Annotated in this window: 14 protein-coding genes and 1 pseudogene; 6 read left to right on the forward strand and 9 right to left on the reverse strand. The window is 57.3% G+C overall.

The window, feature by feature from the left end:
* Positions 1 to 408 precede the first annotated feature (408 nt).
* From LKE65_RS13575 to LKE65_RS10665, 4 genes and pseudogenes are all read right to left on the reverse strand, one after another.
* Positions 409 to 804, reverse strand: a complete 396-nt coding sequence (locus tag LKE65_RS13575) for an RNase A-like domain-containing protein (RefSeq protein ID WP_408744102.1) — start codon at positions 802 to 804, stop codon at positions 409 to 411.
* Positions 781 to 1,110, reverse strand: a pseudogene (locus LKE65_RS13580) (hypothetical protein); the annotation flags it as partial. The gene LKE65_RS13575 and the pseudogene LKE65_RS13580, both read right to left, overlap by 24 nt.
* A gap of 86 nt (positions 1,111 to 1,196) precedes the next feature.
* Entirely contained in the window at positions 1,197 to 2,156 is a 960-nt protein-coding gene (locus LKE65_RS10660) for a threo-3-hydroxy-L-aspartate ammonia-lyase (RefSeq protein WP_095349146.1), read from the reverse strand.
* A gap of 163 nt (positions 2,157 to 2,319) precedes the next feature.
* Positions 2,320 to 3,216, reverse strand: a complete 897-nt coding sequence (locus tag LKE65_RS10665) for a LysR substrate-binding domain-containing protein (RefSeq protein ID WP_434734879.1) — start codon at positions 3,214 to 3,216, stop codon at positions 2,320 to 2,322.
* An 86-nt stretch (positions 3,217 to 3,302) separates the two neighbouring features.
* Here LKE65_RS10665 and LKE65_RS10670 point away from each other — a divergent pair, with 86 nt between their 5' ends.
* Positions 3,303 to 4,367, forward strand: a complete 1,065-nt coding sequence (locus LKE65_RS10670; RefSeq protein WP_278741320.1) for a YeiH family protein — start codon at positions 3,303 to 3,305, stop codon at positions 4,365 to 4,367.
* A 32-nt stretch (positions 4,368 to 4,399) separates the two neighbouring features.
* On the opposite strand, the gene LKE65_RS10675 is transcribed toward LKE65_RS10670, so the two are convergent.
* Together LKE65_RS10675 and LKE65_RS10680 are read right to left on the reverse strand one after the other, a co-directional pair.
* Positions 4,400 to 4,864 (reverse strand): nuclear transport factor 2 family protein, encoded by a 465-nt coding sequence (locus LKE65_RS10675; protein WP_165924933.1) that lies wholly within the window; start codon positions 4,862 to 4,864, stop codon positions 4,400 to 4,402.
* A 16-nt stretch (positions 4,865 to 4,880) separates the two neighbouring features.
* Complete coding sequence (locus LKE65_RS10680; protein WP_086645925.1) at positions 4,881 to 5,159, reverse strand: putative hemolysin; 279 nt, start codon at positions 5,157 to 5,159, stop codon at positions 4,881 to 4,883.
* A 195-nt stretch (positions 5,160 to 5,354) separates the two neighbouring features.
* Between LKE65_RS10680 and bioB the strand changes: the two genes are divergently transcribed.
* Genes bioB through LKE65_RS10700 form a run of 4 tightly spaced genes read left to right on the forward strand, consistent with a single transcriptional unit; the run spans position 5,355 to position 8,247 of the window.
* Positions 5,355 to 6,353 (forward strand): biotin synthase BioB, encoded by a 999-nt coding sequence (gene bioB, locus LKE65_RS10685; RefSeq protein WP_086645924.1) that lies wholly within the window; start codon positions 5,355 to 5,357, stop codon positions 6,351 to 6,353.
* A gap of 10 nt (positions 6,354 to 6,363) precedes the next feature.
* The gene (queE, locus tag LKE65_RS10690) at positions 6,364 to 7,002 is read left to right on the forward strand and encodes a 7-carboxy-7-deazaguanine synthase (RefSeq protein ID WP_278741321.1); all 639 of its coding nucleotides are present in this window, start codon (positions 6,364 to 6,366) and stop codon (positions 7,000 to 7,002) included.
* Between the two features lie 2 nt (positions 7,003 to 7,004).
* A complete protein-coding gene (queC, locus tag LKE65_RS10695) occupies positions 7,005 to 7,733 on the forward strand; it encodes a 7-cyano-7-deazaguanine synthase QueC (protein ID WP_278741322.1) in 729 nt (242 codons plus the stop codon).
* Positions 7,726 to 8,247: a 6-pyruvoyl trahydropterin synthase family protein gene (locus tag LKE65_RS10700; RefSeq protein ID WP_278741323.1), complete on the forward strand. Its 522-nt coding sequence runs from the start codon at positions 7,726 to 7,728 to the stop codon at positions 8,245 to 8,247. The genes queC and LKE65_RS10700 overlap by 8 nt, the downstream gene beginning before the upstream one ends.
* 60 nt (positions 8,248 to 8,307) lie before the next feature.
* Here the strand turns inward: LKE65_RS10700 and LKE65_RS10705 are convergent, their stop codons facing one another.
* Positions 8,308 to 9,807, reverse strand: a complete 1,500-nt coding sequence (locus tag LKE65_RS10705) for a malate:quinone oxidoreductase (protein ID WP_255375215.1) — start codon at positions 9,805 to 9,807, stop codon at positions 8,308 to 8,310.
* 279 nt (positions 9,808 to 10,086) lie between these two features.
* On the opposite strand from LKE65_RS10705, the gene LKE65_RS10710 reads away from it, so the two are divergent.
* Positions 10,087 to 10,521: an OsmC family protein gene (locus LKE65_RS10710; RefSeq protein ID WP_165924937.1), complete on the forward strand. Its 435-nt coding sequence runs from the start codon at positions 10,087 to 10,089 to the stop codon at positions 10,519 to 10,521.
* Positions 10,522 to 10,527: 6 nt separating this feature from the next.
* On the opposite strand, the gene aroC is transcribed toward LKE65_RS10710, so the two are convergent.
* Both aroC and fabI read right to left on the reverse strand, forming a co-directional pair.
* Positions 10,528 to 11,601 carry a chorismate synthase gene (gene aroC / locus LKE65_RS10715; protein ID WP_086645919.1) on the reverse strand — a complete coding sequence of 358 codons (1,074 nt, stop codon included), beginning with the start codon at positions 11,599 to 11,601 and terminating at the stop codon, positions 10,528 to 10,530.
* Positions 11,602 to 11,609: 8 nt separating this feature from the next.
* A complete protein-coding gene (fabI, locus tag LKE65_RS10720) occupies positions 11,610 to 12,449 on the reverse strand; it encodes an enoyl-ACP reductase FabI (protein ID WP_086645918.1) in 840 nt (279 codons plus the stop codon).
* Positions 12,450 to 12,614 lie beyond the last annotated feature (165 nt).

The raw sequence follows: 12,614 nt of genomic DNA on the forward strand, positions 1-12,614 counted from the left end.
TTGGCATAATATATCTTATGCGATATTTGGCTGTGCGCATAAAATTTGGACAATCCCATTTTGCGGGGCGGAAATATCCTTCCTGCCATAGCCTCACTCCGCATCATCCTGCACCGGAAAGCCATCACAGGCATAAGCTGCTGGAATTGCGAGGTTGCGATTGCCCAAAATGGAACAAAAAGACCAGATCCACAGCCCCCCTCCCGCACTGATACCCCTCCTCCCCTCGTTAGGACTGATTTTTTCGTCACAGTTTATCTTGGGAAGCAGATTCAAATGTGTGCAGGACTACCCATCCCATGGGATTGCTCCGCATCTTCCTGCCCTGAATTTCCAATGTGGTCAGACTTTTCAATATCCTTTGACCACATCAGCCTCAAACACCAGCAAAACAGGAAAATACCAGACTTAATAAAGCCTAAACGTGTGGATATAATAGACCAGTCCGTTCCATTCTTCATTGACTATAACAATTTGTATGGATCGTGCGCGCCTGCGCTCCCGGTCTGTGGCACGGACAATAAACGCCCCTTCTTCCGAGACGCGCCCTTCGACCTCCAGCTTGGCTCCCTTTCTCGCGGTCTTGAGCCAATTATCAATCTTATGGCCGTTTTCATGGAGCACCCGGCCAATCACATCCTCCGCTTCTTTCGCCGATGCGAAGCATGAGACAGCCGGCCGTTTTTCCACGGTAAAGCGATATGCGATGCGTTCATCCGACAGAGCAACATGGTTGGACAGCACATAACCACCCGCCCCCAAGTGGTTGAGCGGCTCCAGATCAATCTCTTTTCCCGCTTCCACTTCAGGATCATTCTGGAAACTAAACAGGACCGCACACCAGAATGCCCACAGGTTGGGCAAATCACCCCAGTCAGGGGGATCTGTAACCTTAGCTGTCGGGTCTATACCCAGCACAACCGAACTGACCCGCTGCAAGTCCTCTTTGCTGTATGCCAGCAATGTCTTTAATTCGTGAACTGTCTGAACTTTAAACGTCAGATCCCGCGTGTACGGTTCATCGTGAATAACATCGTACAGCGTTTCACCAAAAGTATCGGCATCTTCACCAAATGCGCTCGCACCAAGGTTTTTCAGGCGCGGGAACATATCAAGAATATCGTCATCGGTGTGATGCGATAATACTATTGTGGTGCACGACCTTAACCAAGGCTCAAGTTCTATATCCATGCCTCTTAACCTACAAGCTGGGCAAATCGGGTAATATCGATGTTCCCGCCCGACAAAAGTACACCCACACGCCGCCCCTGCCATTGCGGGGCTGCGGCAAGGGCCGCTGCCGGAGCAAGGCAGCCAGTGGGTTCCACTATAATTTTCATCCGCTCTGCCAGCAAACGCATGGTGGCGGCCAAAGCGGCATCGTCCACCGTCACAATGTCGCGGACATAGCGCTGCATGAGTGCAAATGTTATGTTACCCACGCTTGTTGTTTGCGCGCCATCTGCAATTGTACGCGGTGCGGCAATTTTTACGATATGCCCCGCGGCCATGGATTGCCGGGCATCATCCCCCGCTGCAGGCTCCACCCCTATTACCGCACAATCGGGTGCCACTTCATGCGCGACAAGCGCGCAGCCCGAAGCCAGACCGCCGCCCCCAACAGGCACGAACAAGGCATCCAGCGGTCCTGTTTCCTCCATAAGTTCCAGTGCTGCCGTGCCCTGCCCGGCAATAATGTCCGGGTGATTGAAAGATGGCAGCAGCGTTCCACCCCGTTCGGCCACAAGGCGTGCCGCAATTTCTTCCCGGTCCTGGGAATAGCGGTCATAGGTCACAACCTCCGCGCCGTAGCCCCGCGTTGCGGCCAGTTTTACGGCGGGGGCATCTTCGGGCATGACAATTACGGCAGGCACTCCGGCCTCACGCGCGGCGCAGGCTATGGCCTGAGCATGGTTACCAGACGAAAACGCAATAATGCCTTTCTGCCGCACATCTTCGGGTAGAGCCAAAATCGCGTTTGTGGCCCCCCGAAACTTGAAGGCCCCAACCCGCTGGAAATTCTCGGCTTTAAAGAACAGTTCAACACCGCTCAGCGCATTCAGGTAGCGTGACCTCAGAACAGGTGTGCGATGAGCCTGCCCTTTGATCCGGGCCGAAGCCGCAACCACATCACTGAAAGTCGGCAGAGCTGTCATCTTCAATTTTCCGGTTTCATCCACCGCAATGCGCATACGCGGGGTAGTTGGAGACGACGCTTACCTAGCACAGATATGTCCCCACCGTTATGCCCCAAAACAGGTTGGGGCGACTGATTTCGCCTAAAAACACCCCTGCCTACAGCAGTCATTCCATTGCGTGTTACTGCTTGATAAGGTCCAGCAAAGCATCTGCGGCACGGCTCCGGTAGCGTTCCTTATGCCGCAGACCGTAAAATGAGCGGGGTTTCACGTCCTGCGGCACAGCATGGAGCGTGCCCGCCAGCAACGCGGGAGCGACAACCAGCGAGGACAACGCCCCTATCCCTGCCCCGGCTTCTATGGCTGTACGGACTGCTTCGTTCGAGGGAAGAACGAGGCTTATGGTCATATCCTGCGGCGCAACCCCGAACTGTGCGAGGTAGTCCTCCAATGCCGCACGGGTGCCAGATCCCTCCTCCCGCATGACCCACTGCGCGGCGCAAAGCCAGTCCCGACTGATTTTGTGGGGAAGCTCCGCATCAGCCTGAATAATTGTCAGGTGGTCTTCCCCTATTGGCCATTGCGCCAGAGCGGGGTCGTCCACCAGACCTTCAACAACTCCAAGTTCCGCGTCTCCATCCCGCACACGGGCTGCGGCGTCCAGAGTGTTACTGATTGCCAGTTCCACCTCAATATCGGGGTAAAGCCGACGGAATGTGACCAGAATGGGCGGCAACCAGTAAGCGGCAATGGTCTGGCTGGCGACAAGGCGCAGTTTGCCCCGTTTAAGCCCGCCCACCTCCTCCAGCACGGTTTGCGCCATAGTGGCGCGAGCCAGAACCGCACGGGCTTCGGGCAGAAACAGTCGCCCGGCTTCTGTCAGCGCTATTCCACGCCCCACCCGATGGAACAGCTTGACACCATGGCGCTCTTCCAATGCGGCAATGGCGGCGGATACGGCTGACTGCGTCACGTGCAAGGCGCGGCTGGCGGCCGTAACGTGCTCCCGCTCGGCCACCGCCACAAAAATACGGAGTTGCTCCAGTGTCATGCCGTATTGCCTAACATAACCAATCATTATTTACGATCAGAATAACAAAAACTATGAGTTGGATTGATGGATTGGGTTTTCCCTAAGTTCTGGTGGACAGAAGGAAAAACACCATGACAGCACACCCCGCCCCCAACTGTATGCGTCCCCTCAAGCTTATCAGTTTCTTACGCGCATCCGGGCCGGGTGTTCTGCTCTGCCTGCTGGCTTCGGGGCTGGCCATATGTCTTGAAACAGCGGAAACATATCTGCTGGGCAAAGCCTGGCTGGAAAGCCTTAATCTGGCTCTTTTGCTCGGGGTGTTGATCAGAGCGATCAAAACGCCCGGCCCCATATGGACAGGGGGGATCAGACTATGCGCCAGGCCTCTGCTAAACGTAGCTATTGTCTGTCTGGGCGCGTCCTTCAGTCTGCATGCCGTTTTTTGCGCCGGTCCCGCGCTGCTCTTAGGGGTAATGGGGATTGTCTTGTTCAGCGTGGTTTTTACGCTGCTCATTGGCCGCGCAATGGGGTTGCCCACACATCAGCTCCTGCTGGTTGCCTGCGGTAACGCCATTTGTGGAAACTCCGCCATAATGGCCGCAGCCCCCGTTATTGGCGCAAAGGAGGAAGATATAGGCACCACCATTGCCTTTACCGCCGCAGGCGGGCTTGTGGTGGTATTGGGCCTGCCGTTGCTGGCACCAGCCTTGCTGGGCAGCCCCAATGCACAGGGCGTTCTGGCAGGGTTAACCGTTTACGCTGTGCCACAGGTTGTTGCCGCAGCAGCGCCTTTTGGCCAGACGGCACTCCATGTTGGCACACTGGTCAAGCTTATGCGCGTGCTCATGCTGGGGCCGGTCTGCCTTGCCCTCGCTGTGTTTTGTGCAAAACCAAGCCAGACCCGGCAGGCCACCACGCATGGCGCCTCCTTCGCCCGGCTGGTGCCCTGGTATATTACCGGCTTTGCCGCCATGATGACCGCCCGCTCATGCGACCTTGTGCCAGATGTTGCACTGACTCCCCTGAGCACTACCGCCACCTGCCTGACCACCATGGCCATGGCGGCACTTGGCCTGAGCGTGGAGTTACGGGCTGTGCTGCATGCAGGCAGGCCACTGGCCCTGAACGTATTTCTGTCCCTGCTCGGGCTGGTCGGGGCCAGCCTGATACTGGTCAGGCTCCTGTTTGGAGCATAAGCCTGACCAAAGCTTTTGCAGCGCCTTACGGCCTACAGCCCCAGTTCGCTCAGGCCGGGATGCCCGTCCGGCCTGCGGCCTTTGGGCCAGAGGAACAGGCGGTCCGCACTGGCAATGGCCAGATCGTTAATGGAGGCATGCCGGTTCTGCATCAGCCCGGCGGCATCAAACTCCCAGTTCTCATTACCATAAGACCGAAACCACTGCCCCGCCGCGTTATGCCATTCGTAGGCAAAGCGCACGGCAATACGGTTATCCTTGAAGGCCCAGACCTCCTTGATCAGCCTGTAATCCAGTTCCTCCGTCCATTTACGGGCCAGAAAAGCAATAATTTCTGCCCGGCCATGCACAAAGTCGGTCCGATTGCGCCATATGCTCTGCGGTGTGTACGCCAGAGCCACTTTTTCCGGCTCCTGAGAGTTCCATGCATCTTCAGCCATGCGGGCCTTGGATGCAGCACTTATGGCATCAAACGGGGGGAACGGGGGGCGGGACATCTGCTTTAAGCCTTAATCAGTTCCCCTGCCGCGGATTATCCTGCCGGAACAGAACCCATTCCTCAATCACGCGGCCATCTGGCAGGTGGCAGTACCCGACCTGCCCTTTGTCGGTCATTTCCATCTTCAGTTCACCGCCTTTTTTCACGCAGTAAACAGAAGCCGGGTTGGGCATACGCAAAAGCCCGACCCCACGGCCCGAGCGCTCCTGCGGGTAATGTTGTTCACACGCCCCCAGTGTTCCCAGCGCACCCACGGCCAGCACCAGCCCTACAACCGAGTTCTTTTTTGTCATCTTGTTCACCCTTGGGTTTTGTCTTCAAACGAACTTGGCGCCACTATGGAAGCACTTTGCGCCTGTTGTGAAGTGTGAAGATGGGGCGCGCATACGGGCACCTTTTGTCCCTCTGCTAAAAACTGGCTTTGACGGTACAAACACGATATGCTGCATTGCACTTCCCTCTAGCATATCTGGTTCGGTTCACATTCCATGCCTGATGGTTCGCCCTCCTTTTCCCGCCCTGCCACTCCAGCAATGGACATCCGCCATGACTGGAGCGTTGCCGAAGTGCAGGCGCTGCTTGACCTCCCGTTCCCGGAACTGATGTTTCAGGCACAAGCCATACACCGTGCGACATTTGATCCGACTGAGATACAGATCTCCACCCTTCTGTCGATCAAGACAGGTGGCTGCCCGGAAGATTGCGCCTATTGCCCCCAGAGCGCCCTGCACGAAGATGGCGTAAAAGCTGAAAAGCTTATGGCCATTGAAAACGTGCTGGCCGAAGCAAAAAAAGCCAAGGCCGCAGGGGCCAGCCGCTTTTGCATGGGCGCGGCATGGCGAACCCCCAAAGAACGGGACATGGAAACAGTCTGCGCCATGATTGAAGGCGTTAAAGAACTGGGGATGGAAACCTGCGTAACGCTTGGAATGCTTGATGATTCCCAAGCCCAGCGGCTCAAGCAGGCAGGTCTGGATTTTTACAACCATAATATCGACACCTCGCCCGAATATTACGGCCAGATCATCACCACCCGCACTTATCAGGAACGGCTGGATACTCTCTCCAATGTGCGCGATGCAGGGATCAATGTCTGCTGTGGCGGCATTGTCGGCATGGGCGAGAACGAGACTGACCGCGCGGGCCTGATTGCCGCACTAGCCAACATGCCCGCCCACCCCGAGAGCGTACCCATCAATCTGCTGGTCCGCGTGGAAGGCACACCGCTTGCCAAGGCAGACGAAGTCCGGCCTCTGGACTTTGTGCGCATGATTGCGGCAGCCCGCATTACCATGCCCAAAAGCCGCGTACGCCTTGCCGCGGGGCGTGAGAACATGAATGATGAAACACAGACCTTGTGTTTTCTCGCCGGTGCCAACTCCATTTTCTATGGCGAACGGCTGCTGACCACCCCCAACCCGCAGGCACAGCGTGACCGTGCCCTGCTGGACAGCCTGGGCATGCATACGATCGGGATTGGCCTGTAAGACTTTACAAATGGTTTACTCGGTCAAGGAAATTTTTCTTACCCTGCAAGGTGAAGGCGGGCAGGCAGGGCGCGTGGCCGTGTTCTGCCGCTTTACTGGTTGCAACCTATGGTCCGGCCGGGAAGAAGACCGGGCCCAGGCCGTTTGCCAGTTTTGCGATACGGACTTTATTGGCACCAATGGGACCGGGGGCGGCCGGTTCCACAATGCGGCGGATCTGGCCGCACGCATTGCCGGGTTCTGGCCTGCATCCGCCTCTCCCGGGCGCCCCCTTGTGGTGTTTACCGGGGGAGAACCGCTGCTCCAGCTTGATGCCCCTCTTATTGCCGCCATGCACGACAAAGGCTTTGCAATTGCGGTGGAAAGTAACGGCACCATGCTGGCACCTGAAGGGATCGACTGGCTGTGCGTCAGCCCCAAGGCGGGCGCGCCACTTGTGCAAACCAGCGGGGCCGAACTCAAGCTGGTTTACCCCCAGCCCGGGCTTGACCCGGCGGATCTGGCTGGGTTGGATTTTACCAATTTCTGGCTCCAGCCCATGGATGGCCCGGAGCAGGCAGCCAATACGCAGGCCGCTATTGCCTACTGCCTGCAAAACCCCAGATGGGCGTTATCCCTGCAAACCCACAAGCTGACGGGAATACCCTGATCATGCCCCAGTCCTCCAAGGAACAGACCGAATCCGCCCTTGTGCTTTTTTCCGGCGGGCAGGATTCCGCAACCTGTCTGGCGTGGGCTCTGGCGCGCTTCAAACATGTGGAAACCGTGGGCTTTGATTACGGCCAGCGCCACGCCATTGAACTGGAATGCCGCCAGAGCATACGCGAAGGCCTTGCAGCCCTGAACCCGCAATGGAAGGAGCGCTTGGGGCCAGACCATACGCTCCCCCTGCATGCCCTGAATGATATTTCCGATACGGCACTCACACGCGATGCCGAAATTGCCATGACCCAGAACGGCCTGCCCAATACATTTGTGCCCGGCCGTAACCTGATCTTTTTAACGTTTTCTGCGGCTCTCGCAGCCCGCAGGAGCATGCGCCACATTGTAACCGGTGTGTGCGAAACCGATTATTCCGGCTACCCCGACTGCCGCGATGACACCATAAAGGCCCTGCAGGTTGCCCTTAATCTGGGTATGGACAGCCGTTACGTCCTGCACACTCCCCTGATGTGGCTGGACAAGGCCGAAACCTGGACGTTAGCAGACGAACTGGGCGGGGAACCTCTGGTGACGCTCATCAACCATGAGAGCCATACCTGCTACATGGGGGACCGTACCGTGCGCCACGCATGGGGGTATGGCTGTGGTACCTGCCCCGCCTGCCAGCTCCGCCGCGCGGGATGGGACGCTTACATAGCAGAAGACCAACATGCCTGACCTTGTTTTTACACGCCGCTTTTCCATGGGGCACCGCCTTATTCACGGTGCCAGCGAAAGCTGCGCCCTGCCCCATGGTCACAACGAATTTGTTACCGTAAGGCTTGAACCCACCAGCCTCGCCCGGTTGGATGGGCGCGGGAACATGCCTGTCTCGTTTCAAAAAGCCAAGCAGACCTGGCACCGCTTTGTGGATGAACGACTGGACCACGCGCTCCAGCTAGCCGGGGACGACCCGCTTCTGGCGTGGTTTAAAACACATGAGCCCGCACGCGCCGCACGTATTGTGGTGACCCCCGGAGACCCGACCACCGAGTTGATGGTTTGCCTGCTCATGGCCAAGATCAATGCCTTCCTGCTGGCCGAAGGAGGCGTTTTACGCTGCTCGGAACTCAGTATTGAGGAAACACCCACCAACACAGTCAGTTTTGCAGGCAACCCGGCTGACTTTATCCCCAACACCAGCTTACAGCAGAACTGGTGGAACCGGGCGGATATGAGCATAGCCGACTAACACCGCAGCTTTTAAGCTTGCCATCCCCCACATAAACAGCATGTGGGGGATGGGCGCAGTTTACTGGGTCAGGCCAAGCACCTGCGTTGTCTTATCAAAAATTTCCTCACACATGTCGGGATGCCGGGAGAGTTTCTGCCCGAATGAGGGGATGATCTCGCGCAGCTTATCCGTCCATTCCGGCATTTTGGTGGGGAAGCATTTTTGCAGAACATTCAGCATGATCGGGGCCGCAGTGGATGCGCCCGGAGATGCCCCCAGCAATGCGGCAACGGAGCCGTCCTCACTGGCAATGACTTCCGTACCAAATTGCAGAACACCACCTTTGGCAGCGTCCTTTTTGATAATCTGCACCCGCTGGCCTGCAACAACCAGTTCCCAGTCCTTGGCCTGCGCGTTGGGAATAAAGTCCTGCAAGGCTTTAATCCGCGCACCCTGTGTCTGCATGACCTGCTCGATCAGGTATTTGGTCAGGGCCCAGTTATCCCGCGCAACGGCCAGCATAGGGCCAATATTATCCGCCCGCACCGAGAGCGGCAGATCCATAAGAGAGCCCTGCTTCAAAAAGCGTGTGGAAAAGCCAGCATACGGGCCAAATAGCAGCGCCGGATTGCCGTCAATCATGCGCGTATCAAGGTGCGGCACGGACATGGGCGGTGCGCCGACCGATGCCTTGCCATAAATCTTGGCATGGTGCTGGGCAATCAGGTCCGGGTTGGTGCAGCGCAGGAACTGCCCACTGACCGGAAAACCACCAATGCCACGCGCTTCGGGTATGCCCGTTTTTTGCAGCAGGGAAAGGGCTCCCCCGCCACTGCCGATAAAGACAAAGCGGGCATTGACCTCACGCTGGGTATTTTGCCGCAGGTCACGTATTTTCAGCCGCCAGCCATCACTGCCATTGCGGGTAATGTCGCTCACTTCGTGCTGCGTATGCAGCGTGCAGGCCGGGGTGCTGGCAAGGTAGGTAAACAGCAGGCGGGTCAATGCACCAAAGTTGACATCCGTCCCCTTGAGGCTACGGGTCAGAGCCAGCTTCTGCCCGGCAGGGCGGTCCCGCATAATCAGCGGTGCCCACTGTGTGATCTGGGCCGTATCTTCCGTGTATTCCATACCGGAGAACAGCGGATGCTGGGAAAGTGCCTCGTAGCGCTTGCGCAGGAAGGCTACGTTATCCTCCCCCCACACAAAACTCATATGCGGGACGGGCGTTAAAAAGTTTTTGGCGGAAACAATAATCTGGCGTTCTACCAGATAGGACCAGAACTGACGGGAAATCTGGAACTGTTCGTTTACCCCCACGGCCTTGGAAATATCCACCGTGCCATCGGCCCCCTGCGGGGTATAATTCAGTTCGCACAGAGCGGAATGGCCGGTCCCTGCATTATTCCACGCGTTGGAGCTTTCTTCCGCAACGCTGCCCAGACGCTCAAAAACGCTGATGCTCCATTCCGGCTGGAGCTGACGCAGCAATGTCCCAAGCGTAGCGCTCATGACGCCGCCGCCGATCAGGACAACATCAACAGAAGAAGCGGTATCGGTCGTGGTGGAACTCATTATGGTCTCCGCGTTATCAGCCTCGCCCGCCGCCGCGTCTGCGCATGGAAACGGGGCCAAAGATAATAAGCCGGAATGCCCCTACTCCTCCCTGCTTGCAAGGCTTTACAGAGCGTTCACAGCCATATTGTTAAATGCAGTATAGGCACATTCCGCCCAAAACGCCTTTTCATCTCTGCGAGAGCAGGCAGCCATGCATGAACTTTATCTACCGCCCCGGCGTTCGTGCAATACGATGCCTGCACCACCACTCAGGCGAACATAAAGACGGATACAGCGCATATGAGCAGCATTATCAAACATGGTAGCGCCCATTGGGAAGGTGCAATCAAAACCGGTAAGGGCACCGTTTCCACCCAGAGTGGTGCGCTAAACCAGCAGCCTTACGGTTTTAATACCCGCTTTGAAGGGCAACCCGGCACAAACCCTGAAGAACTTCTGGGCGCTGCCCATGCGGCCTGTTTTTCCATGGCCCTGTCGCTCATTCTGGGGGATGCGGGGCTCACTGCCACCAGCATTGATACTCAGGCAGATGTCAGCCTGAGCAAAAAGGATGGAGGGTTTGAAATTACGTCCATCGCCCTGACCCTCAAGGCCAAAGTGCCCAACGCAACACAACAGCAGTTTGCAGAACTGGCCAACAAAGCCAAGGAAGGCTGCCCTGTTTCCAAGCTCTTCAGGGCACCCATTACGCTGGATGCCACCCTGATCGGGTAGGAGGCGTTAGCCCCCTACCTGCCCACGATGGCGGAGCAGATGGTCCGCAAGCACGCAGGCCATCATGGCTTCCCCCACAGGAACAGCCCGAATACCCACGCACGGGTCATGCCGGCCTTTGGTAATAACCTGTGTTTCCACCCCATCTCTGGTAATGGAGGGCACGGGGGTTAGCATGGAACTGGTGGGTTTGACGGCAAAGCGGGCCACTACGGGCTGACCGCTGGAAATACCCCCCAGCACGCCTCCGGCATGGTTGGAGCCAAACTCCAGCGTGCCGTTGCGCATGAACAGGGCATCGGCATTTTCTGGCCCCGTTAGGGAGGCAGAGGCAAAACCGTCGCCTATTTCCACCCCTTTAACGGCGTTAATGCTCATGAACGCTGCTGCAATATCCGCATCAAGCTTGCCGTAAATGGGGGCACCCAGTCCGGCAGGCACACCTTCGGCCACAATCTCGATCACGGCACCAATGGATGAGCCATCCTTGCGGATGGCTGCCAGATAGGCCGCCCAGTCTTCCACCACTCCGGGGTCGGGAGCAAAGAAGGGGTTACGCTCCACCTCCGCCCAGTCCCAGCGGGTGCGGTCAATATCCTTGGGGCCAAGCTGGACCAAAGCCCCGCGTACACGCACGCCATCCCCCAGCACCTTGCGGGCAACAGCCCCCGCAGCAACGCGGCAAGCCGTCTCCCGCGCGGAAGAGCGGCCACCACCACGATAATCGCGGATACCGTATTTCAGGTCATAAACAAGGTCTGCGTGGCCGGGGCGATAGGTCTGGGCAATATCCCCATAATCGCGCGAACGCTGGTCCGTGTTTTCGATCATCAGGGAGATGGGTGTCCCCGTTGTCTGCCCTTCAAACACACCGGACAGAATACGAACCTGGTCAGGCTCCTGCCGCTGTGTGGTAAAAGCCGACTGCCCGGGCCGCCTGCGGTCGAGAAAAGGCTGAATATCAGCCTCGCTCAATGCAATGCGTGGTGGGCAACCGTCAATAACACAGCCAATCGCGGGGCCATGGCTTTCGCCCCACGTCGTAACCCGGAACATATGCCCGAAAGTATTGTAGGACACGGCTGTGTTTAGTCTCCAGCAACAGAAATATCGGGAGCGGTCGGGTTTTTCATGCCCACAATATTGTAACCACAGTCCACATGGTGCACCTCACCCGTAACACCGCGGGAGAGGTCGGAGAGCATATAAAGCCCTGCCCCGCCCACTTCTTCAAGCATCACATTACGCTCGAGCGGTGCGTTGTACTGGTTCCACTTCAGAATATACCGGAAGTCCCCAATACCGCTGGCGGCAAGCGTTTTAACCGGCCCGGCGGAAACAGCATTCACGCGAATACCATCCGACCCAAGATCCGCAGCCATGTAACGCACGGAAGCCTCAAGCGCTGCCTTGGCCACACCCATAACGTTGTAATGCGGCATAACACGCTCTGCCCCCAGGTAGCTGAGCGTCAGCAGCGAGCCGCCGTTCTTCATCAGCCCTGCGGCGCGGCGTGCAACTGCTGTGAAGGAGTAGCACGAAATATCCAGCGCGGTCAGAAATGCGGCACGGGGGGTGTCCACGTAGCGCCCGCGCAGGAACTGCTTGTCTGCCCAGCCAATGGCATGAACAACAAAGTCAAGCTCGCCCCATTCACGTTCGATCGTGGCGAATGTTTCGTCTATGGCGGCATCATCGGTCACGTCGCATGGCAGAACCAGCTTGGCACCAACACTTTCTGCCAAAGGCTGTACGCGCTTGCCCAACGCCTCGCCCTGATAGGTAAATGCCAGCTCGCCCCCCTGTGCGGCCACTGCGGATGCAATACCCCATGCAAGAGAGCGGTCATTGGCAACACCCATCACCAGACCTTTTTTGCCCTTCATCAGCGTACCTTTTGCGGGCAGCTCGGCGTTGGGAGAAGACATGTGGGAACCTCAACCTACTTGTTTCGGAAAAAATTCTGGGTTTTCTGTAGGCGTGGTCGCATACACCGGCGCGTGAAACAAGCCCAAACACGCATGGACACGCTTTAAACTCGTATCCGGCAGGAGTATGGAATCACACAGGAAAGCGCGCGCAGCCCCTTTCCA

Source organism: Acetobacter fabarum, assembly GCF_022483405.1.
Lineage (GTDB): Bacteria > Pseudomonadota > Alphaproteobacteria > Acetobacterales > Acetobacteraceae > Acetobacter > Acetobacter fabarum.

Excerpts from the sequence above, each read along its gene's own strand:
- LKE65_RS10660 (WP_095349146.1), bottom strand. The coding sequence starts at position 2,156 with ATGACAGCTCTGCCGACTTTCAGTGATGTGGTTGCGGCTTCGGCCCGG.
- queC (WP_278741322.1), top strand. The coding sequence starts at position 7,005 with ATGCCCCAGTCCTCCAAGGAACAGACCGAATCCGCCCTTGTGCTTTTT.
- LKE65_RS10680 (WP_086645925.1), bottom strand. The coding sequence starts at position 5,159 with ATGACAAAAAAGAACTCGGTTGTAGGGCTGGTGCTGGCCGTGGGTGCG.
- LKE65_RS10700 (WP_278741323.1), top strand. The coding sequence starts at position 7,726 with ATGCCTGACCTTGTTTTTACACGCCGCTTTTCCATGGGGCACCGCCTT.
- LKE65_RS10670 (WP_278741320.1), top strand. The coding sequence starts at position 3,303 with ATGACAGCACACCCCGCCCCCAACTGTATGCGTCCCCTCAAGCTTATC.
- bioB (WP_086645924.1), top strand. The coding sequence starts at position 5,355 with ATGCCTGATGGTTCGCCCTCCTTTTCCCGCCCTGCCACTCCAGCAATG.
- LKE65_RS10665 (WP_434734879.1), bottom strand. The coding sequence starts at position 3,216 with ATGATTGGTTATGTTAGGCAATACGGCATGACACTGGAGCAACTCCGT.
- LKE65_RS10710 (WP_165924937.1), top strand. The coding sequence starts at position 10,087 with ATGAGCAGCATTATCAAACATGGTAGCGCCCATTGGGAAGGTGCAATC.
- fabI (WP_086645918.1), bottom strand. The coding sequence starts at position 12,449 with ATGTCTTCTCCCAACGCCGAGCTGCCCGCAAAAGGTACGCTGATGAAG.
- queE (WP_278741321.1), top strand. The coding sequence starts at position 6,364 with ATGGTTTACTCGGTCAAGGAAATTTTTCTTACCCTGCAAGGTGAAGGC.
- LKE65_RS10675 (WP_165924933.1), bottom strand. The coding sequence starts at position 4,864 with ATGTCCCGCCCCCCGTTCCCCCCGTTTGATGCCATAAGTGCTGCATCC.